Annotated in this window: 15 protein-coding genes; 11 read left to right on the top strand and 4 right to left on the bottom strand. The window is 70.2% G+C overall.

Translation table 11 applies throughout. The features are described from left to right. The first annotated feature begins 14 nt into the window (after window positions 1-14). The 3 genes from ABZS69_RS60435 (at window position 15) to ABZS69_RS60425 (ending at window position 5,216) form a co-directional block, all read left to right on the top strand. Window positions 15-2,111, top strand: coding sequence for an alpha-1,4-glucan--maltose-1-phosphate maltosyltransferase (locus ABZS69_RS60435; protein WP_355391945.1), 2,097 nt, complete (start codon window positions 15-17; stop codon window positions 2,109-2,111). Between the two features lie 72 nt (window positions 2,112-2,183). After that, a complete protein-coding gene (treS, locus tag ABZS69_RS60430; RefSeq protein ID WP_355391942.1) occupies window positions 2,184-3,887 on the top strand; it encodes a maltose alpha-D-glucosyltransferase in 1,704 nt (567 codons plus the stop codon). A 3-nt stretch (window positions 3,888-3,890) separates the two neighbouring features. Continuing rightward, entirely contained in the window at window positions 3,891-5,216 is a 1,326-nt protein-coding gene (locus ABZS69_RS60425; RefSeq protein WP_355391939.1) for an aminoglycoside phosphotransferase, read from the top strand. Here ABZS69_RS60425 and ABZS69_RS60420 read toward each other — a convergent pair. Then, window positions 5,213-6,046, bottom strand: a complete 834-nt coding sequence (locus ABZS69_RS60420) for an NAD(P)-binding domain-containing protein (protein ID WP_355391936.1) — start codon at window positions 6,044-6,046, stop codon at window positions 5,213-5,215. The genes ABZS69_RS60425 and ABZS69_RS60420 overlap by 4 nt on opposite strands. A gap of 105 nt (window positions 6,047-6,151) precedes the next feature. Between ABZS69_RS60420 and ABZS69_RS60415 the strand changes: the two genes are divergently transcribed. The 6 genes from ABZS69_RS60415 to ABZS69_RS60390 all read left to right on the top strand — a co-directional run bounded on the left by ABZS69_RS60415 (window position 6,152) and on the right by ABZS69_RS60390 (window position 17,607). Continuing rightward, on the top strand, window positions 6,152-9,262 hold the full coding sequence (locus ABZS69_RS60415) for a BTAD domain-containing putative transcriptional regulator (RefSeq protein WP_355391933.1): 3,111 nt from the start codon (window positions 6,152-6,154) through the stop codon (window positions 9,260-9,262). A 103-nt stretch (window positions 9,263-9,365) separates the two neighbouring features. Continuing rightward, a complete protein-coding gene (gene glgB / locus ABZS69_RS60410; RefSeq protein WP_355391992.1) occupies window positions 9,366-11,528 on the top strand; it encodes a 1,4-alpha-glucan branching protein GlgB in 2,163 nt (720 codons plus the stop codon). A 100-nt stretch (window positions 11,529-11,628) separates the two neighbouring features. Further along, complete coding sequence (locus ABZS69_RS60405) at window positions 11,629-13,524, top strand: S8 family serine peptidase (protein WP_355391930.1); 1,896 nt, start codon at window positions 11,629-11,631, stop codon at window positions 13,522-13,524. A gap of 140 nt (window positions 13,525-13,664) precedes the next feature. Further along, window positions 13,665-15,029: a S8 family serine peptidase gene (locus tag ABZS69_RS60400; RefSeq protein ID WP_355391927.1), complete on the top strand. Its 1,365-nt coding sequence runs from the start codon at window positions 13,665-13,667 to the stop codon at window positions 15,027-15,029. A gap of 180 nt (window positions 15,030-15,209) precedes the next feature. Then, a complete protein-coding gene (locus ABZS69_RS60395) occupies window positions 15,210-16,568 on the top strand; it encodes a S8 family serine peptidase (protein WP_355391924.1) in 1,359 nt (452 codons plus the stop codon). A 457-nt stretch (window positions 16,569-17,025) separates the two neighbouring features. Next, window positions 17,026-17,607, top strand: a complete 582-nt coding sequence (locus ABZS69_RS60390) for a hypothetical protein (RefSeq protein WP_355391921.1) — start codon at window positions 17,026-17,028, stop codon at window positions 17,605-17,607. A 98-nt stretch (window positions 17,608-17,705) separates the two neighbouring features. Here the strand turns inward: ABZS69_RS60390 and ABZS69_RS60385 are convergent, their stop codons facing one another. Both ABZS69_RS60385 and ABZS69_RS60380 read right to left on the bottom strand, forming a co-directional pair. After that, entirely contained in the window at window positions 17,706-18,248 is a 543-nt protein-coding gene (locus tag ABZS69_RS60385; protein ID WP_355391918.1) for a hypothetical protein, read from the bottom strand. 28 nt (window positions 18,249-18,276) lie between these two features. Continuing rightward, window positions 18,277-18,621, bottom strand: a complete 345-nt coding sequence (locus ABZS69_RS60380; RefSeq protein ID WP_355391915.1) for a hypothetical protein — start codon at window positions 18,619-18,621, stop codon at window positions 18,277-18,279. A 248-nt stretch (window positions 18,622-18,869) separates the two neighbouring features. Here ABZS69_RS60380 and ABZS69_RS60375 point away from each other — a divergent pair, with 248 nt between their 5' ends. Further along, the gene (locus ABZS69_RS60375) at window positions 18,870-19,355 is read left to right on the top strand and encodes a hypothetical protein (RefSeq protein ID WP_355391913.1); all 486 of its coding nucleotides are present in this window, start codon (window positions 18,870-18,872) and stop codon (window positions 19,353-19,355) included. A gap of 18 nt (window positions 19,356-19,373) precedes the next feature. Here the strand turns inward: ABZS69_RS60375 and ABZS69_RS60370 are convergent, their stop codons facing one another. Continuing rightward, complete coding sequence (locus ABZS69_RS60370) at window positions 19,374-19,823, bottom strand: carboxymuconolactone decarboxylase family protein (RefSeq protein ID WP_355391910.1); 450 nt, start codon at window positions 19,821-19,823, stop codon at window positions 19,374-19,376. Between the two features lie 82 nt (window positions 19,824-19,905). Between ABZS69_RS60370 and ABZS69_RS60365 the strand changes: the two genes are divergently transcribed. Continuing rightward, entirely contained in the window at window positions 19,906-20,784 is an 879-nt protein-coding gene (locus ABZS69_RS60365; RefSeq protein ID WP_355391907.1) for a sigma-70 family RNA polymerase sigma factor, read from the top strand. The last annotated feature ends 123 nt before the right edge of the window (window positions 20,785-20,907 follow it).

The following is a 20,907-nucleotide window of genomic DNA, read 5'->3' as shown; positions in this document are numbered from 1 at the left end:
AACCCTTGAATGCGATGATCGGACGAATTCCCATCACGGACATCTCCCCCGTCGTCGACTGCGGGCAGTGGCCCGCCAAGGCGGTCGCCGGCGAGACCTTCGAGGTCTCGGCGACCGTGTTCAGAGAGGGCCACGACGCCGTGGCCGCGGGCGTGGTGCTCACCTCGCCCGATGGGCGGCGTGGCCGCCTGAGACGGATGCGCGAGCTCTCCCCCGGCACCGACCGCTGGGGCGTCGACGTCTCCCTGCCGGACGAGGGCGACTGGCTGTTCCGGGTCGAGGCGTGGAGCGACCCGATCGCCACGTGGCTGCACGACGCCGAGATCAAGATCCCTCGCGGCATGGACGTCGACCTGATGTGCGAGGAGGGCGCGCGGCTGTTCGAGCGGGCGGCGAAGGCCGTGCGCACGGCCGACTGCCCCAACGGCAAGCCCAACGGACGGCCCGGCAACGGCGCCAACGGTTCCAGCGGCTCCAAGGCGAACGGCAACGGCGACAGCGCCTGCGGCCACCGGGCCGCCCTGCTGTCGGTCTCCGCCACGCTCCGCGACGAGGAGCTGGACCCCAGGGCCCGGCTGTCGATCGCGCAGCTGCCGGACACGGCCGCGCTGCTGGAAGCGCATCCGTTCCGGGAGCTGGTGACCAGGTCCAAGTCCCAGAAGGTCAGGGTGGACCGGCGCCGGGCGCTCTACGGCTCGTGGTACGAGTTCTTCCCCAGGTCGGAAGGCGCGGTGGTCAACGAGCTCGGCATCTCCAAGTCCGGAAATTTCCAGACTGCTGCCAAGCGCCTGCCCGCCATCGCCAAGATGGGCTTCGACGTCGTCTACCTGCCGCCGATCCACCCCATCGGCACGACGTTCCGCAAGGGCCGCAACAACACGCTCAGCCCCGAGCCCGACGAGCCCGGCTCCCCCTGGGCCATCGGCTCCGAGGACGGCGGCCACGACGCCATCCACCCCGACCTGGGCACGCTCGCGGACTTCGACGTCTTCGTGGGCCGCGCCAGGGAGCTGGGCATGGAGATCGCGCTCGACTTCGCGCTCCAGTGCGCGCCCGACCACCCGTGGGTCAAGGAGCACCCCGAGTGGTTCACGATCAGGGCCGACGGCTCCATCGCGTACGCCGAGAACCCGCCCAAGAAGTACCAGGACATCTACCCGGTCAACTTCGACAAGGATCCCGAGGGCATCTACACCGAGGTCAAGCGGGTGATGCTGCACTGGATGGACCACGGCGTGCGGATCTTCCGGGTGGACAACCCGCACACGAAGCCGGTCGGGTTCTGGGAGCGGCTGCTGGCCGACGTGCACACCACCGACCCCGACGTGATCTTCCTGTCGGAGGCGTTCACCAGGCCCCCGATGATGCGCGCGCTGGCCAAGGTCGGATTCCACCAGTCGTACACGTACTTCACCTGGCGCAACACCAAGCCCGAGGTGGAGTCGTACCTCATGGAGCTCTCCCACGAGACCTCCGTCTACCTGCGCCCGAACCTCTTCGTGAACACGCCGGACATCCTGCACGAATACCTGCAGCAGGGCGGCGTGCCGGCCTTCAAGATCAGGGCGGTGCTGGCCGCGCTCGGCTCGCCGAGTTGGGGGGTTTACTCCGGATATGAGCTTATAGAGAACATTCCGGTGCGCCCCGGCAGCGAGGAATACCTAGATAGCGAGAAATATCAGTACAAACCTCGCGATTGGGTTACCGCCGAACGTGAGGGGTGGAGCCTGGCGCCTTTCATCACTCACCTGAATTTGTTCCGAAGAGCGCATCCGGCACTGCAGGAATTGCGTAATCTACGGATCCACAGAGTCGACCAGCCGGACATCGTCTGCTTCTCGAAGCGGCTTCCCGGCGCCTATGACCCGGCCACTCGCAGGCACGGTCCGGGCGACGTGGTGCTGGCGGTCGTCAACCTGGATCCGCACCATACCCACGAGGCGACCGTTGACCTTGACCTTCCTGCCATCGGACTCGACTGGAACGCCGAGTTCGTCGTGGACGACGAGCTCTCGGGCGAGTCGTACCGCTGGCGGCAGAGCAACTACGTTCGCCTCGATCCCCACATCCAGCCTGCCCACATTCTCGCCGTACGAGCCGCGCCACGGTAAGAACTGAATTCAGCGGGGAGTCTTCAACGTGTGTGAAAGCGCCTCCGTCATGAGCCACTCCTGGAGCGGCTCATGAGCTCAACCACACCCATTCCGAACACCTTTGACGAGGAAAAGCCGCGCGATCCGTACTGGTACAAACGCGCAGTTTTCTACGAGGTCCTGATCCGAGGTTTCGCCGACTCCAACGGCGACGGGACCGGCGACATCAGAGGGCTCATCGACAAGCTCGACTACCTCCAATGGCTCGGCGTCGACTGCCTCTGGCTGCTGCCCCTCTTCGAGTCGCCGCTGCGTGACGGCGGCTACGACATCGCGGACTTCATGAAGATCCTGCCCGAGTTCGGGGACCTGGGAGACTTCGTCAAGCTCGTGGACGAGGCACACAAACGTGGCATGCGCGTCATCGCCGACCTCGTCATGAACCACACCAGCGACGCCCACCCATGGTTCCAGGCGTCGCGCCACGACCCCGAGGGGCCGTTCGGCGACTTCTACGTGTGGTCCGACAGCGACGAGAAGTACCAGGACGCCCGGATCATCTTCATCGACACCGAGACGTCCAACTGGACCTACGACCCGGTGCGCGGCCAGTACTACTGGCACCGCTTCTTCCACCACCAGCCGGACCTCAACTACGAGAACCCGGACGTCCAGGAGGCCATGCTGGAGGTCCTGCGCTTCTGGCTGGACCTGGGCATCGACGGGTTCCGGCTGGACGCGGTGCCGTACCTCTTCGAGGAGGAGGGCACCAACTGCGAGAACCTGCCGCGGACCCACGAGTACCTCAAGCGGATCAGGGCCGAGATCGACCGGCTCTACCCCGACCGGGTGCTGCTCGCCGAGGCCAACCAGTGGCCGTCGGACGTGGTGGAGTACTTCGGCGACCCGGTGGGCGGCGGCGACGAGTGCCACATGGCCTTCCACTTCCCGCTGATGCCGCGCATCTTCATGGCCGTACGCCGGGAGTCCCGCTACCCCATTTCCGAAATCTTGGCGCAAACGCCGAAAATTCCGGAGCACTGCCAGTGGGGGATCTTCCTCCGTAACCACGACGAGCTGACGCTCGAGATGGTCACGGACGAGGAGCGCGACTACATGTACGCCGAGTACGCCAAGGACCCGCGCATGCGGGCGAACGTCGGCATCCGCCGCCGCCTGGCGCCCCTGCTGGAGAACGACCGCAACCAGATCGAGCTGTTCACCGCCCTGCTCCTGTCACTGCCCGGCTCCCCCGTGCTCTACTACGGCGACGAGATCGGCATGGGCGACAACATCTGGCTCGGCGACCGCGACGGCGTGCGCACGCCCATGCAGTGGGACCCCGACCGCAACGCCGGCTTCTCCGACTGCGACCCCGGCCGGCTCTACCTGCCGGTCATCATGGACCCGATCTACGGCTACCAGGGGCTCAACGTCGAGGCCCAGCAGAAGAACGCCGGCTCGCTGCTGCACTGGACCAAGCGCATGATCGAGATCCGCAAGCGGCACCCGGTCTTCGGGCTGGGCGGTTACGCGGAGCTCAACTCCTCCAACCCCAGCGTGCTCGCGTTCGTCCGCGAACTGGGAGACGACCGGATGCTCTGCGTGAACAACCTGTCACGCTTCCCGCAGCCGGTCGAGCTGGACCTGCGGAGGTTCGTCGGGGTTTCTCCCGTGGAGACCATGGGTGGGGTCCCATTCCCGGCAATTGGCGAACTTCCGTATCTTTTGACGCTTCCTGGGCATGGGTTCTACTGGTTCACACTCCCGCCGGCCATCATCCAGGAGGAGTAGGACGTGCTGAGCGAGCCCCTTGCCGCATGGATCGGTCGTCAGCGTTGGTTCGGCGGCAAGGGGCGAGTGATCGACGAGTTGTCGATCGAATCGGACGTCGAGCTGACGTCCGGGCTCAGACATCTGATCGTCGCCGTGTGGCAGGAGGGCTCGCGGGACCGCTACCAGATCCTGCTCGGCGAGCGGGCGGAGCTCCCCGACCGCCTGACGCACGCCCTCATCGGCACGGTGGGCGACACCTACCTGTACGACGCCGTCCACGACCCCGAGCGGACGAGCTGGCTCCTCGAAGGCATGGCCCACGACGCGACCAGCAACGGCCTGCGCCTGCGCCACGTGCCGGGCGCCGCCCTCGACACCTCCCAGCGCAGCCTGGTGCTGGGGGCGGAGCAGTCCAACACCTCGCTCGTGTACGGGGACGCCTACATCTGCAAGCTCTTCCGCCGCCTCATCCCCGGTGTCAACCCCGAGATGGAGATCGTCACCGCGCTGGCGGCCAGGGGCGCGCCGCACATCGCGCAGCCGTACGGGTGGATCGAGTCGGACCTCGACGGGACCGACACCACGCTCGGGTTCATGCAGGAGTTCCTGTCCACCGCGAACGACGGCTGGGACCTGGCCCTGACCAGCGTCCGCGACCTGTACGCGTCGCTGCCCGAGGTGCCGGCGGCCGAGGCGGGCGGGGACTTCGCGGCCGAGTCGCTGCGGCTCGGCGGCGCCACCGCGCGGGTGCACCACGAGCTGGCCGCGGCCTTCCCCACGGAGGTCGTCGAGTCGCACGAGGTCAAGCGCATGGCCGAGGCGTTCAGGCGGAAACTGGGCCGGGCCGCCGCGGAGGTGCCCGAGCTGCGCCAGCACGTGCCCGCCGTCGAGCACGCCTACCACCAGGTGGAGCTGCTCACCCACGAGGTGCCCGTGCAGCGGGTTCACGGCGACTACCACCTGGGGCAGGTCATGCGCACGCCCACGGACTGGGTGGTGCTGGACTTCGAGGGCGAGCCAGGGCAGCCGCTGGCCGAGCGCAGGGCGCTGTACTCGCCGCTGCGGGACGTGGCGGGGATGCTGCGCTCGTTCGACTACGCGGCCAGGCACCTGCTGGCCGGCCACTCCCAGGCCGGGCAGCTGGAGCCGCGGGCCCAGGAATGGGCGGACCGGAACCGGGAGGCGTTCCTTGAGGGGTACGCCGAGGGCGGCGGCGTGATCACGCGGGGCGACGCGGCGCTGCTGCGGGCGTTCGAGCTGTCCAAGGCCGTGTACGAGGTCGTGTACGAGGCCCGCAACCGGCCGTCGTGGATCTCGATCCCCCTGGCCGCGTTCCGCCCCCGTTAGAGCTCCTCCACCAGCCCGGAAAGCCCCTCGTGACCGAGACCGCGCGCCACGCGACGGTCGAGGACGGTCTTGATCGGCAGCAGGAGGTCCGGATTGACGCCCTGCTCGTGGAAGGCGCGCACCAGGTTCTCCATGCCCGCCCGGTTGACCTCCAGGTTGGACACTTCGGTCCGGTGGTCGCCCGACTCGATCTTCTCCGCCCAGCGGGGCTGTTGCGCGGCCATCGCGTTGAGCCACGGGACGAGCAGTTCCGTGGTGAACTCCGTCAACGGGTATTTCGCCGACCGGACGAGGGCGGCGGCCTCCAGGAAGCCCATGATCTGGCCGTACATGCCGGTCAGCATGGCCAGGTCGAGCAGCGGCGCCAGGCCGGGGTCGTCGCCGGTGTAGCGGGGCGCGGCCATGGCCCCGAACGCCTGCTCGTGGCGTTCGAACGCCGGCCGGGAGCCGCTGTAGAGGATGAGCGCGCCCGGCCCGGCGATCATCTGGGGCACGGCCATGATGCCGCCGTCCAGGTACTCGCCGCCGCGCTCGGCCACCCAGGCCGCCGTCTCGCGGGCCTCCGCGGGGCGGCCGGTGGTCAGGTTGGCGATGACGTGGCCCTCCAGCGGGACGTCCTTGAGCGTCTCCAGGACGGAGGGGTAGTCGAGCAGGCAGACGATCACCAGCGGGCTCGCCTCGACGGCCTGCGCCGGGGTGGCCGCGCGGGTCGCGCCCGCGGCGACGAGGGGGTCGGCCTTGGCCGGCGTACGGTTCCACACCGTGACGTGGTGGCCGGCCCGGATCAGGCTTTCCGCGAGCGCGGAGCCCATGAGGCCGAGGCCCAACACGGAGATATTTTCCGACATTTCGTTGTTCCTCCAAGTACGAGCGTTATGCCGTCAGCCTGCACGGGGGCGGTTATGGTCTGATTCGGGCTCGGTTATGGGGGGCGGATGCGGTTCGGGGTGCTGGGCCCGCTCGCGGTGTGGACCGCGGACGGGGAGCCGATCAAGGTGCCGGAGGTCAAGGTCCGGGCGCTCCTCGCCGACCTGCTGATCCACGCGGGCCGCCCTGTCTCCGCGGACCGGCTGATCGAGGACCTCTGGGGCGACCGTCCCCCCGCGAACGCGCCCGGCGCCCTGCGGGTGAAGGTGTCGCAGCTACGCCGGGCGGTCGGCGGGCTCGTCGCGTACCGGGCGCCCGGGTATGTGCTGCAGGTCGAGCCGGCCTCCGTGGACGCGGGCCTGTTCGAGACGCTGATCGGGCGCGCGCAGCGGGCCTCCGGCCCGCAGGAGCGGGCCGCGCTGCTGCGCGAGGCGCTCGGGCTGTGGCGCGGGGACGCCTACGCCGAGTTCGCCGACGAGCCGTTCGCGCTGGCCGCCGTGGCCCGGCTGGGCGAGCAGCGGCTGGTGGCCCTGGAGGAGCTGGCCGAGGCCCGGCTCGGGCTCGGCGAGCACGTCCTGCTCGCAGCCGAGCTGGCGTCCCTGGTGGCCGAGCACCCGCTGCGCGAACGGCTGCGCGCCGCGCACGTACGGGCTCTCTACCTGGCCGGGCGGCAGGGCGAGGCGCTGGCCGGCTACGGGGAGCTGCGGCGGCGCCTTTCCGAGGAGCTGGGCCTGGACCCAGGACCGGAGCTGGCCGCCCTGCACCAGGCGATCCTGCGGCAGGACCCGTCCCTGGGCCCGGCCGGGCGCCCCCGCACGAACCTGCCCACGCCCCTGACGAGCCTGGTGGGCCGGGACGGGGCGGTGGCCGAGATCCGCTCGCTCCTGCGGAACGGCCGCCTGGTGACGCTCACCGGCCCCGGCGGCGTCGGCAAGACCCGCCTGGCCCTGGCCGCCGCCTCGGACACGGGCGGCGGGCACGTGTGGCTGGTCGAGCTGGCCGCGCTCCGGCCGGGGGCGGCGGCCGTCGAGGTGGCCGAGGCGATCGCGGCCGTGCTCGGCCTGCGCGACGACACGGCCGCCCGCCGCCGGCCGGGGGTTCAAGGCGGCGTCGGGGAGAGCATCGGGGAGAGCGCGGTCGAGCGGATCGCGGGCGCGCTGGCGGGCAAGGAGACGCTGCTCGTGCTGGACAACTGCGAGCACGTCGTCGAGGAGGTCGCCGCGCTGGCCGGGCGGTTGCTCCAGGCCGCGCCCGGGCTGCGGATCCTCGCCACCGGCCAGGAGCCGCTGCGGATCCAGGGCGAGGCCCTGTGGAGCGTGCCGCCGTTGGCGCGCGAGGCGGCCGTGGAGCTGTTCACGGCGCGGGCCGGCGTGGAGCCCGACGCGGACGTGGAGGAGATCTGCACCCGCCTGGACGGCCTGCCGCTGGCGCTGGAGCTGGCGGCGTCCAGGATGCGGGCGCTGACCCCGCGCCAGCTCGCCGAGCGGCTGGACGACCGGTTCAGGCTGCTCGCGTCGGGGCTGCGCGGCGTTCCGGCCAGGCAGCGGACGCTGCGGGCGATGATCGACTGGAGCTGGGAGCTGCTGACCGGCCCCGAGCGCGTGGTGCTGCGGCGGCTGGCCGCGCACGCCGACGGCAGCACGCTGGAGGCCGCCGAGGAGGTGTCCGCCGACCCCGGTGTGGACGTCCTCGACGTGCTGGCCAGGCTGGTGGACCGCTCGCTGGTCGTACGGGTGCGGGGGCATGGGGACGAGCCGCGCTACCGGCTGCTGGAGTCGGTCTCGGCGTACTGCCTGGAGCGGCTGGACGAGGCCGGCGAGCTGGACGAGGTGCGGCTCAGGCATGCCGCGTACTACACGGCGCTCGCCGAGCGGGCGGAGCCGTACCTGCGGGGGCACGGGCAGCGGGACGCGCTCGCACTCCTCGACGCCGAGAGCGCCAACCTGCGGGCGGCGCTGGAGACGGCGGCGCGGCTGGGCCGGCCCGGCGAGGCGCTGCGGCTGGTGAACGCCATGGCCTGGTACTGGGTGCTGCGCGGCAGGCTCGGCGAGGGGAGGCGGGCGCTGGAGGCCGCGCTGTCCGTCCCGGGCGCGGGAGGGTCCGGCGCCGCGCAGGCGACGGCGTGGCTGGCCGGGCTCCGGATGTTGTCGGGGTGGCCGCAGGCGCCGGACGACGAGGTGTTCGAGGCCATCGAGGAGCGGTCGGCGCGGGCCAGGGCGCGGTGGTTCGTCGGGTACGCGATGTTCGGGTACGACGATCTGTCGGCCAGCCGGACCCTGATCGAGCAGGCGCTGGAGACGTTCCAGGAGCTGGGCGACACGTGGGGCACCGGCGCGGCGCTGAACGTGCTGGCCCGCTACGCCGCCATGCGCGGCGACCTGGCGGCGCTGCGGCGGGACGGCGAACAGGGGCTGGCGCTGTTCAGGGAGCTCGGCGACCGGTGGGGCGAGCTGCGGGCCGCCGAGAACCTCGGCACGCTCGCCGAGATCACCGGCGACTACGAAGGGGCCGCCGCGCTGCGCGCCGAGGGCCTGCGGATGGCGGAGCAGCTCGGGCTGTGGAGCTCGGTGTCCGACGCGCTGTCCCGGTTGGGGCGGATCGCCCTGCTGACGGGCGACCACGAGCGGGCCGACGACTATCACGAGCGGGCCAGGCGGCTGGCCGTGGAGCAGTCGAACCGTCCGGCCGAGGAGTTCGCAGAGCTGGGCCTGGCGCTCGCGGCGCGGCGGCAGGGGCGCCTCGACGACGCCGAGCGGCGGCTGCGGGCCTGGCTGGAATGGGTCAGGGACGTGGCCGGCGAGCCGGGGGCGGCGCTGATCCTGGCCGAGCTGGGGTTCGCGGCCGAGCAGCGGGGCGACGCGGCCGCCGCCCTGGAGCTGCAGCTCGAAGGGCTCAGGGCGGCCCGCAAGGTCGGCGATCCGCGGGCCACGGCGCTCGCGCTGGAAGGGCTGGCGGGCGCTCGCGCCCTGGCCGGGCGGCACGAGGAGGCGGCGCTGCTGCTGGGCCGGGCGACGGCGCTGCGGGCGGGCGCGGGCGCGCCGCTCCCCGCCGGAGAGCGGGGCGACGTCGACCGGATCACGGCCGTGGTACGGGCGGCGCTGGGGCGGGAGGCGCTTGAGGCCGCTCTGACGCGCGGCGCGGCGTCGGAGCCGGAGAGGCTGGATCCAAGCCTGGTGTGAGGCAGGTTAAACCCACGATTTCCCACTTTCGGTGATTGTCTCGGTGAAAGCGGGCAGTGCCTGGGATGGACGGTCATCATAGGGCAAGGTTGGGAGCATGCCGATGAGGACAGAGCTCGACCGCCTCGCGGGTGGAGCACACCACGATCCGCACTCCGTGCTGGGAGCGCACCCCGCGTCCGGCGGGGTGGTCTTCCGCACCCTGCGCCCGCTGGCCGAGCGGGTGCGGGTGGTGCTGGAGGACGGTACGGCCCACGACATGAAACACCAGGCCCACGGGGTGTTCGAGGTCACGGTGCCCGGCCTGGACAAGGTGCCCGGTTACACGCTGAGCGTCAAGTACGCCGACCACGAGGCGTACGAGATCCGCGACCCGTACCGGCACTGGCCCACGCTCGGCGAAGTGGACCTGCACCTCATCGGCGAGGGGCGGCACGAACGATTGTGGGAGGCGCTCGGCGCCCGCGTGATGAAGCACGAGGACGTCGAGGGCACGGCGTTCGCCGTCTGGGCGCCCAACGCGCGCGGCATCCGGGTCGTCGGCGACTTCAACCACTGGGACGGCACCGCCTACCCGATGCGGTCGCTGGGCCGCTCCGGCGTGTGGGAGCTGTTCGTCCCCGGCATCGACGCGGGCGAGCGGTACAAGTTCCAGATCCTGGGCGCCGACGGCGTGTGGCGCGACAAGGCCGACCCGATGGCCCGGCGCACCGAGGTGCCGCCGCTGACCGCCTCCGTGGTCGACCGGTCCGCCTACGCCTGGGCCGACGACCAGTGGATGGCGGACCGGGACGAGGACCATCCGCAGGACGGCCCGATGAGCGTCTACGAGGTGCACCTGGGGTCGTGGCGGCCGGGCCTGTCGTACGTGGAGCTGGCCGAGCAACTGTCGGCGTACGTGGTCGACATGGGGTTCACCCACGTGGAGCTGCTGCCGGTGGCCGAGCACCCGTTCGGCGGGTCGTGGGGCTACCAGGTGACGTCCTACTACGCGCCGACGGCCAGGTTCGGCACGCCCGACGAGTTCCGCCACTTCGTGGACCTGATGCACCGGCGCGGCATCGGCGTGCTGCTCGACTGGGTGCCGGCGCACTTCCCCATGGACGAGTGGGCGCTGGCGCGCTTCGACGGCACCCCCCTCTACGAGCACGCCGACCCGGCCAGGGGCGAGCACCCCGACTGGGGCACGTACGTGTTCGACTTCGGCCGCAGGGAGGTGCGCAACTTCCTGGTGGCCAACGCGCTCTTCTGGCTCAAGGAGTTCCACATCGACGGGCTGCGGGTGGACGCGGTGGCGTCGATGCTCTACCTCGACTACTCGCGGCGCGAGGGCGAGTGGACGCCGAACGTCTACGGCGGCCGGGAGAACCTCGACGCGGTCGAGTTCCTCAAGGAGCTGAACTCCGTCGCCTACCGGGAGGCTCCGGGCATCTCGACCGTCGCCGAGGAGTCGACGGCCTGGCCGGGGGTCTCGCGTCCGGTGCACCTGGGCGGGCTCGGGTTCGGATTCAAGTGGAACATGGGGTGGATGCACGACACGCTCGAATACCTGCGCCACGAGCCGATCTTCCGCCAGTACCACCACCATCAGCTGACGTTCTCGCTGCTGTACGCGTACTCCGAGCACTACGTGCTGCCGCTGTCCCACGACGAGGTCGTGCACGGCAAGGGGTCGCTGCTCGGCAAGATGCCCGGGGACGAGTGGCAGCGGTTCGCGCAGCTGCGGGCGCTGCTGGCGTTCATGTGGGCGCATCCGGGCAAGCAGCTGCTGTTCATGGGCGGCGAGTTCGGCCAGGGCTCGGAGTGGTCGGAGGAGCGCGGGCTCGACTGGTGGGTGCTGGAGTTCGACGGGCACCAGGGCGTGCAGCGGCTGGTCCGCGACCTCAACCGGATCTACAAGGAGACCCCCGCGCTGTGGGATCAGGACTCCAAACCCGAGGGGTTCCGGTGGATCGACGCCGACGACGCCTCCGGTAACACGTTCTCGTTCGTCCGCTATGCCGGCGACGGGTCGGCGCTGGCGTGCGTGGTCAACTTCAGCGGCGGGCCGCACGAGAGCTACCGGCTCGGCCTCCCCTACGCGGGCCAGTGGTCGGAGATCGTCAACACCGACGCCTACGACTACTGGGGCAGCGGCGTGGGCAACATGGGCGTGGTCGAGGCCGACGACGAGCCGTGGCACGGGCTGCCGCACTCGACCACGTTGCGGGTGCCGCCGCTCGGCACGGTGTGGCTCACGCACGAGGGGGACACGCTGAACGTCTGAGGTGCGCTGGCTGAGAGTTCGGTGAGAAACCGGCCCCGGGGCCTGTCTCTATCCGAAAAATCACCCTAAACTCCGAGATCATCCCCCTCTCGGAGGACGCGTGCGACTTCGCCCCCTGATCGTGAGTTCGATCGCGTTAGCCCTGCTGCCTTTGTCGGCGCCGGCGTACGCGGAGGATCCGACCCCAAGCCCGAGCGTCTCCCAGACCGCGGAAGAGCCGACGCCCGACGCCAGTGAGCCCCCTGCCAAGGTGGAGGAGGGGTTAGGCGTCGACGGCGACTCCGTGCGGGCCATCGTCGAGCTCGCCGACCCGGCGCAGCACGCGCCCGTCGCGAGCCTGGCGGTGGCCGAAAGCGTGGACGTGGTGCTGCAGCCGCAGAGCCAGCCGTTCATGGTCGTGGAGGGCACCGCGGAGGAGCTGGCCAAGCTGGCCGAGGATCCGCGGGTCACGTCCATCCACCGGGACAGGACGTACGCGCCGGTGGACGTGAGCCCCAATCTCAAGCTGATCGGGGCCGACCAGGCGCACGCCAAGAACTTCACCGGGGCCGGGCAGGCGGTGGCCGTGCTGGACACCGGCATCGACCGCGACCACCCGTGGTTCGGGAACCGGATCGTGGCCGAGGCCTGCTTCTCCGCCGTGGAGGCCGGCGTCGAGTCGCTCTGCCCCAACGGGGACACCTCGCAGACCGGAGCGGGCGCGGCGGACGCCATGACGGCCAAGTGCCTGGCCGACGGCACGAACCTGTGCGAGCACGGCACCCACGTCGCGGGCATCGCGGCCGGCACCGGCGGCGTCGCGCCGGGCGCGAACATCGTGGCCGTGCAGGTCTTCAGCCGGGTCAACGACGAGGACGTCTGCGGCGAGCCCTCGTGCCTGCTGGCGTTCGAGTCGTCGCTGCGGCAGGCCATGGACTACGTGGCCGGTCTGAGCGAGCCGGTCGCCGCCGTGAACCTCAGCCTGGGCGGCGAGCTGTCCGAGACCGACTGCGACGCCGGCGAGGAAGGTGCGATCTTCAAGCCGAAGATCGACGCCCTGCTGGCCAAGGGCATCGCGACCGTGGTGGCCGCGGGCAACGAGTCGTTCGAGGGGGCGTCGTACCCGGCCTGCATCTCCTCGGCGGTGGCCGTCGGGGCGAACGACAACAGCGACCTCATCGCGGACTTCTCCAACCGCGGGGCCATCGTGGACCTGTTCGCGCCGGGCGTGGACATCGAGTCGTCCGTGCCGGACAACCAGACGGCCGTCCACAGCGGCACCTCGATGGCGACCCCGCACGTGGCCGGCGCGCTGGCGCTGATGAAGCAGTCCTCGCCTCAGACGCCGATGGCCGATCTGATCAACACGCTGAAGACGACCGGCCGGCCGTACTCGTACCAGGCCAACGGGCAGCAGGTCAGCACGCCGCGCCTGGACCTGGCGGCGGCCCTGGCCGGCGCCTCGCCGCAGCCGCCCATCACGCAGACCCCGGTCGTGCCGACCGAGGACCCCGCCCCCGATCCCGACCCGTCGGACAGCAGCGGCCCCAGCCCCGAGCCCGACGACCCGGCCGATCCCACGCCCTCGACCACGCCGGTCCCGCTGCCGACGGTCACCGTCACGGTGACGATCACGCCGACCCCGAAGACCACCGCGCAGGTCTGCACGCGGGGCACGAACGCCACCAAGCTGTCGGCCAAGCAGTGGGCTGTGGAGATCCACCGCAGCAGCGGCACGATCCCGGACGCCACGCTCACCTGCTACCTCAAGCTGATCGGCAAGTCGAGCAAGGTCTTCCCCGAGGTCACGAAGGCTTCGTCGCTCGGCAAGGCGTACCGGGTGCTGAAGAACACCAAGGCCAGCAAGGCCAAGCTGGACAGCGCGCTGCTCACGTCCTGGCTGAACTGGGCGCACGGCACGAACGGCACCAAGAAGCTGACCACCGGCGAGAAGGTGCGGCTGAACGCCAAGTCGACCGCGGCGGCACTACGGAAGGCGGCGAAGACCGTGAAATAGCCAGCGTTAGGCTGCAACGTCCACAGGAAGGCAAAAAAGCCTCCAACGTTGCTCTGGGCTCCATATGCCACCGACATCACAGTTGTCGCAGGTGGGGATGTATGCGGCTGTAAGCCAGCCGGGAGCCTTCGGAGGAACAAGTGAGGCTACGAACTTTGCTGGCCGGCGCCACGGCGCTGGCCGCAACCGTCGCCGGGCTCTGTACGGCCCCGGCACTCCGCGCCGACTCGGGCGATCCGGTCATCAGCCCGTCGTTGGCCGCGGAGGTCGAGGCGAAGTCCAGGGTCCGCTCCATCATCCAGCTCAAACCCGGGCAGAGCGTCGAGGCCGTCGCACGCGATCTCGAGCAGGCGTCCGAGGGCAGCCGGGTCCTGGAGTCCGCGCAGTCGCCGCACTTCTTCGTGGCCGAGGTGGACCGCCCCACGCTGGCCAAGCTCAAGAAGGACAACCGCGTCCAGTCCGTTTACAAGGACGAGCTGCGCATGCCCGCCCTTGACGTCAGCACTGCCCTCATCCGCTCGAACCGGGCGAACCAGGCAGGCTGGACCGGCAGGGGCACCACGGTCGCCGTCCTGGACACCGGCATCGACCGGGACCACCCGTTCTTCGCCGGCCGGATCGTGGACGAGGCGTGCTTCTCCTCCTCCGACGCCGGCGACGGCACCGTCTCGCTCTGCCCGAACAACCAGCCCAGCCAGACCGGTCCCGGCGCCGCCGACGCCGAGACCGCCCAGTGCGTCATCAGGGGTGCGAACGTCTGCACCCACGGCACGCACGTGGCCGGCATCGCAGCCGGCCGGCTGGCCACGGGGGCGCCGTCCAACGGCGTCGCCCCCGAGGCCGGCATCCTGCCGATCCAGGTCTTCAGCCGCGTGGACAGCCCGATGACCTGCCTGGTCGGCGGCACCTCCCCGCCGTGCTTCCTCAGCTACACCTCCGACCAGAAGCTGGCGCTCGAATACGTCGCGCGGGTGGCGAAGACGCACAACATCGCGTCGGTGAACATGAGCCTCGGCGGGGGCGGCCCGTACGCCCAGGCCTGCGACACGGACGCGTCCGTCGCCGCGGTCAAGCCCGAGTTCGACACGCTGGTGGGCCTGGGCGTGGCCCCCGTGGTGGCGGCGGGCAACAACGGCTTCGCGAACGGCGTAGCCTCCCCCGCCTGCATCTCCACCGCCGTCGCGGTGGGCGCCACCGACGACTCCGACGCGGTGGCCGCCTTCACCAACCGGGGGGCGTTGCTCGACCTGTTCGCGCCGGGGGTGAACATCAAGTCCTCCGTGCCGGACAACACGTACGGGGAGAAGAGCGGGACCTCGATGGCCGCGCCGCACGTGGCGGGGATGTTCGCGCTGATGAAGCAGGCGTACCCGGCCTTCACGGTCGCGCAGAGCCTGCAGCGGCTGCAGGAGACGGGCAAGGCCATCCGGTACGACGCGGCGGGAACCTCTGTGACCACGATGCGGATCGACGCCGAGCGCGCAACCGCGGGCGCCCGCGCCTGATCGGCGTGGGGAGGGCCGGACCGGCGGGGTCCGGCCGCGAGGGCCGGACGGCGGGGTGCCGGCCACAAGGGCCGGATCGGCGGGATCCGGCCCTTTTCTCTGCTTTCTTACAACAATCGTTACTCTTAACAACAAACACCCCTCAACTCCCCTCGACCCCTCAACCCCCCGGAGGAACAGTTGAGACTCCTGTCTCTGCTGGCCGGCACCATCGTGTTAGCCGCCACCTCGGCCACGCTGGTCGCCACACCCGCCCTGGCCGACCCCGAGTCCAAGATCGACCCCGCGATCGCCGCGACCGGCGAGTACCGCACCATCGTCCGCGTACGGCAGCCCGCACAGATGAGGTCCGTGCAGTCCAACGCGGAGGAGGTCGAGCGGGACAGACGGAACGTCGCCGCGGAGCCGCCCTCCGAGGTGGCCGGCAAGCTGGACTTCTTCGTCTACCGGGGCACCCGGGCGGAGCTGGAGAAGATCGCCGAGCAGTCCGACGTCGTCTCGATCCGCAAGGACAGGCTCAACGAGCCCTCGCTCGTCGAGAGCATCCCGCTGATCGGCGCGGACCGGGCGCACCGCCGAGGCGTCACGGGCAAGGGCACGGCCGTCGCGATCATCGACAGCGGCATCGACGACGACCATCCCGCCTTCGGCGACCGCATCGTCGCCCAGGCCTGCTTCTCGGCCGCCGACCCGGCCGACAACTCCACGCCGCTGTGCCCGAACGGCAGCCCGTTCCAGATCGGCGACGGCGCCGCCGACGCGGAGACGGCCGCCTGCATGACGGGGGCTCCGCAGCCGCAGTACGGCCTGTGCTACCACGGCACGCACGTCGCCGGCATCGCCGCCGGCCAGGCCACCGCCGACTTCCCGGCCGACGGCGTCGCCCCCAGGGCCAGGATCGTGCCGGTGCAGGTGTTCAGCCGCTTCGACGACTCCCCGTACTGCGCGGGCCGTCCCGTCTGCATCCTCGCGTACGACTCGTCGATCCTGACCGGCATGGCGTACGCGGACCTGCTGGCGGACCAGTACAACATCGCCTCCGTCAACCTGAGCCTGGGCGGCGGCCAGTACACCGAGTCCTGCGACACGGGCGACGGGGCCGACTTCAAGGCCGAGGTCGACAAGCTCCTCGCCAAAGGCACCGCCACGGTGGTCGCCTCCGGCAACAACGGCTTCGACTCGGCGGTGTCGTGGCCCGCGTGCGTCTCGAACACGGTCTCGGTCGGCGCCACGGACAAGCAGGACGCGGTGGCCGCCTTCTCGAACCGGGGCACGCTCGTGGACGTGTTCGCGCCCGGCGTGTCCATCAAGGCGGCGATCGCGGGCAACACGTACGCGACGCTGAACGGCACCTCCATGGCATCACCGCACGTGGCCGGCGCCCTGGCCCTCCTCCACCAGAAGCGGCCGCGGGCCGGGGTGGACAGCATGGTGGACGCCCTGAAGCGCACGGGCAAGCCGATCACGTACACGAGCGCGGAAGCCGAGGTCACGACGCCCCGCATCAACGTGTACGCGGCCCTGAACACCCGCTACTAGAAACCCATCCGGGCAACGGGCAGGTGGGCCAGGCTCCCCCACCCGTTGCCCCACTGGGTGGATATCCCGCTGGAGCCCACCCCGGACCGGGATGCCTTTCGGGCCGTCCATTGGCTTCGGGCGCAACAACTGGTTGGGAGGAGCCGCATCTACGGCGATGCGGGCCAGTGCTCCCACTTTTAGGTGGGAGGCGAAGGCCCTCTGGGCCTGAAGGAACGGTATTCATGACTCGGTGTGCCAATCGTCCAGCGGCACGTCTTGACGCCTGAGTCGAACTGGAAGGCCGGGCTCATCATCCGGCAGAGATCTACCCTGACGATTACGCGATCCCGACATCTCGCCGCCGACAACGTGAAGAACGCCAGCCACCTACACCAGAGCCTTCGACCTGCGCTTCTAGGGTGGTATGGCTTCAGAGGTATAGGTAGCGTGGACGCGTACAGCTTGGAGGTCAACTATGTCCACCCCGCATCAAGACGGCGAGGCACTGATCCCCCGCCCGCCATTGACCACCGCCGCCCTTCGGGCGGCAGTTGCTCAGATTGCTCCGGCCTACCTCGGCCAGTTTGTTGACCACCTCGACCAGGCGACAGAGCAGGCGGCGCGGCAGAGCACCGTGGCACCTCTGCAGAATTTCCTGCAGCAGTGGGGCGAGTTCGTGGCGATCCAGCGCCACCCTGCCTGGGCGGCCCGGCTGCAGGCATTGGAGCAGAAGTCGCCGCTGCTACCGACAGAGCCAAGCTGGAGTCGGCCTTGGCCGAAATCAGCGAGATCACGGCATCCGCGCGCCGAGAGGCCGTCGGTGAGTGACGCCTGGACGTGGGAGTACAACCCCGACACTGAACATGTCATTGCTGGGCTCCCGCCGACCGTCATCCTTGAGGTTGAGCGGCTTGCCGACCAACTCGCAGTCCTCGGAAGGGACGCGACCCGCGCCGGCAGAGGCCCACTGCATGGGGAGGTCTTCGAACGCTTGATCTGTTCGGCGGCCGTGGATTCCTCAACTTCATTGTCGCGGAGCATCTGCGCCTTGTGCTGATCGTTCGCGTTACCTTCATGGATTGACGCGCCCCCGTCTGCCCACGCCTTCGCCCCTGACCGGGACGCCTCTCGGGCCGTCCATTGGCGATCGATCGGTCAGTCCTCGTCGGCTTCGGCCCAGAACGGCGGCACGAACCCGCCGTCGCGACGCGCCACCACCGTCCCGTCCCGGACGCCCAGCAACTCCGGCCCATCGTCCTCGTACCAGCGCTGGTAACCGAAAAAGGACTCGTCCTTGTGGAGCCGGGCGGCCAGCCAGTCCATCAGCCTGGCCACCTCGGCATGCCCGTCGGGGTGGATCTCCCAGCGGCAGGTCAGCGCCCAGCGTTCGTCGTGGTGGTCATCCGCGCGCACCAGGATCGAGCCGCCGGCGCCGGGCAGCTTCGAGGCCGCGTACGGCGCGCCGTCGTCCCACGCCGGTTGCGGGAACTCCTTGATCACCCAGTCGCCGTTCTCGTTCCGCACCGGCTGCTGCTCGTCGTCCAGCAGGTCGAGGACCTCGTTGACGACGATCGTCTTCTCGGTGATGTGCTCGGGCCGCGAGCCGAGGCCCACGTGCCAGCGCAACTCGGCGAGTTCGGTCTCGGACAGGTCGCCACGCAGGTCCATCGCGACCATGAGTTCGTGAATGTCAGCCACGGGAGCACCGTAGCGGCGCGGTCGACGCCTACGGCATCCGACGGTCCAACCCGGGCGCGGTCATCTTGACGGCCTGGAACCACGCGCTGCTGGTCGGCCGGAACTGCAGCACGATCGCCGGGATGACGAACAGGACGGGCCACAAGGTCAGCAGAAACATGGACCCCAGTACGGTCAGCGCGACTCGGGCGCCATCACTCCCTTCCCGCATGAACTTCGCGAGGACGATGAAGGCCACCGCGACCCCGATCCACACGGCCACGGGGAACAGGTCCACGCTCTCCATGGGCTGTCGCGGACCCAGGGCGGAGTAGACCATGACGATGCCCAGCACCGACCCGAAGCAGATCCACAACGTCGAGGCGATCGTCACGGTTCGCGGTCGAGCCGATGGAGGTGTCCAGGTCGCGGCGGTGTCCTGTTCTGCCGTACCGGACTGTTGGTCTGGCGGTGGGGCGTCAGGCGGAGGCGGTTCGTGATCCTGGCCGGACGGCGTGGGCCCGTGGTCTCGCGTCATGTTCACGCAATCTTCCATCGTGCCGCCGGGACCGGTCCCGACGGCACGGCCCCCGTGGCATGACGCCCCCACGTCCCGAAAACCGGTCTGGAACCATGACAGCCATGAGACGAGTCGTGATCCTGGGGCGTGGCGGTTCGGGAAAATCGACCCTGGCGGCCCGGCTGGGCGCGATCACCGGATCCCCCGTCATCGAGCTGGACAAGCACTTCTGGGGGCCAGACCTCGAAGCGACGCCTCCCGATCGGTGGGCGGCCGTCCAGGGTGACCTCGTCCGGGCCGAGGCCTGGATCATGGACGGCGACCTCGGCCCGTACGACGTCCTGGACGTCCGGCTCCGAGCGGCGGACACCGTCATCCTGCTGGACTTCTCGTTCTGGCGCTGCGCCTGGCGCGCGATCCGCCGCTCCCGGGAACGCGCCGACTTCTGGTTGTGGGTGTGGGCCTACCGCCGCCGGAGCCGGCCGCTGCTCCTCACGGCGATCGCCCACTACGCCGGTGACGCGGAACTGCACGTGATCCGGAGTCCGCGCGCGCTGAGACGCTTCATGGCCCAGGTCACGACCGGCCAGATCTCGAACCGGCCGTAACTTGCACGCCAGGCGGGCTCACCAGGTCTTGCCGGCCTGCTCCCGGATCGTACGGTTGATCCGGTTGAAGAAGTTCGTCAGCGCGATGTTCAGGATGATCGAGGACAGTTGCTTCTCGTCGAACTGGGCCGCGGCGGCGTCCCAGATCTCGTCGGTGACCCCCGGCGCGCCGTCCTGGATCCGCGTGGCGGCCTCGGCCAGCGCGAGCGCCGCCCGCTCCTGCTCGCTGAAGAAGGGCGTCTCGCGCCACGTGACCACGTTGTGCAGCCGTTCGTCGGTCTCTCCGCGCTTCTTGGCCGACGCGACCCCGGCGAAGACGCACGGGCTGCAGCCGTTGATCTGGCTGGCGCGCAGGTGGACGAGCTCCAGCACGGCCGGGTCGACGCCACCGGCCTGCATGGCCTTGTAGAGGTGCTGGATCGCGGTGAACACGTCGGGGTTCGCCGGGCTCTGCATACGTGCTTCCATCAGTCTTGCTCCTTCATCGGTTACCTGAGCCCGTCCGGGCCCGTCATCCCCATGACGGAGCAGCTCCGAGGAAGGTAACAACATGTCCGAGACCAGCCCGAGGGACCCGGTGGCCGAGGCGTTCGAGGCCCAGCGCGACCGGCTGCGCGCGGTCGCCTACCGCATGCTCGGATCGCATGCCGATGCCGAGGACGCGGTCCAGGAGGCCTGGCTGCGGCTGTCCCGTCAGGACACCGCGACCATCCACAACCTCTCCGGCTGGCTGACCACGGTGGTCGGCCGGATCAGCCTCGACGTCCTGCGATCCCGCCAGACCCACCCCGAGGCGTCCTACGACGCACAGCTGCCCGAGTTCGTCGTGACGGTCGACGACGGCCCCGCGCCGGAGGACGACGTGGCGCTCGCCGACTCGGTCGGGCTCGCGCTCCTCGTCGTCCTGGAGTCGCTCGGGCCGAGCGAACGGCTGGCGTTCGTGCTGCACGACCTGTTCGCGGTGCCGTTCGAGGAGATCGGCCGGATCCTCGGCAAGTCCGCCGACGCCACCAAGATGCTCGCCAGCCGCGCCCGCAGGAAGGTGCAGGCGACCGACCGGCCGGCGGCCGTGGGGCGGGGGCAGCGAGAGGTGGTCCAGGCCTTCCTGACGGCGGCCCGCAGCGGCGACTTCGAGGGGTTGCTGCGCGTGCTCGACCCCGAGGTGCGGCTGACCGTCGACACCCCGCAGGGCGAGATCGTCATCCTCGGCGCCACCAAGATCGCCGCCGGCGCGCGGTGGTCCGCCTCCGCCGCCACACGGGGGCAGGCGGTGTACGTCAACGGCCTTCCGGGGTTCGTGTCGTGGCGCCCGGACGGCAGCCCGTTCTCGGTCATCGCGTTCACCGTCGTCGACGGCCGGATCACCGGCCTCTCGGTCGTGACCGACCCGGCCAGGCTCGCGTCGATGGACCTGCCGGATCCGGAGTGAGCCCCCGGGGCCGACGCCACGCGAATCGCCCCCGAGGCGTTCCAACTCGCCTGCAAGACGATCCAAGCCAGTCACAGGACGCCCCTGCTGGACTCGATCTTGTCCTGACCGAACGAGGGGAGA

Source organism: Nonomuraea sp. NPDC005650, assembly GCF_040605375.1.
Taxonomy (GTDB): Bacteria; Actinomycetota; Actinomycetes; order Streptosporangiales; family Streptosporangiaceae; genus Nonomuraea.
This window is presented reverse-complemented; position numbering and strand designations above follow the sequence as displayed.

Excerpts from the sequence above, each read along its gene's own strand:
- ABZS69_RS60435 (WP_355391945.1), top strand. The coding sequence starts at position 15 with ATGATCGGACGAATTCCCATCACGGACATCTCCCCCGTCGTCGACTGC.
- treS (WP_355391942.1), top strand. The coding sequence starts at position 2,184 with ATGAGCTCAACCACACCCATTCCGAACACCTTTGACGAGGAAAAGCCG.
- ABZS69_RS60415 (WP_355391933.1), top strand. The coding sequence starts at position 6,152 with ATGCGGTTCGGGGTGCTGGGCCCGCTCGCGGTGTGGACCGCGGACGGG.
- glgB (WP_355391992.1), top strand. The coding sequence starts at position 9,366 with ATGAGGACAGAGCTCGACCGCCTCGCGGGTGGAGCACACCACGATCCG.
- ABZS69_RS60390 (WP_355391921.1), top strand. The coding sequence starts at position 17,026 with ATGTCCACCCCGCATCAAGACGGCGAGGCACTGATCCCCCGCCCGCCA.
- ABZS69_RS60375 (WP_355391913.1), top strand. The coding sequence starts at position 18,870 with ATGAGACGAGTCGTGATCCTGGGGCGTGGCGGTTCGGGAAAATCGACC.
- ABZS69_RS60370 (WP_355391910.1), bottom strand. The coding sequence starts at position 19,823 with ATGGAAGCACGTATGCAGAGCCCGGCGAACCCCGACGTGTTCACCGCG.
- ABZS69_RS60365 (WP_355391907.1), top strand. The coding sequence starts at position 19,906 with ATGTCCGAGACCAGCCCGAGGGACCCGGTGGCCGAGGCGTTCGAGGCC.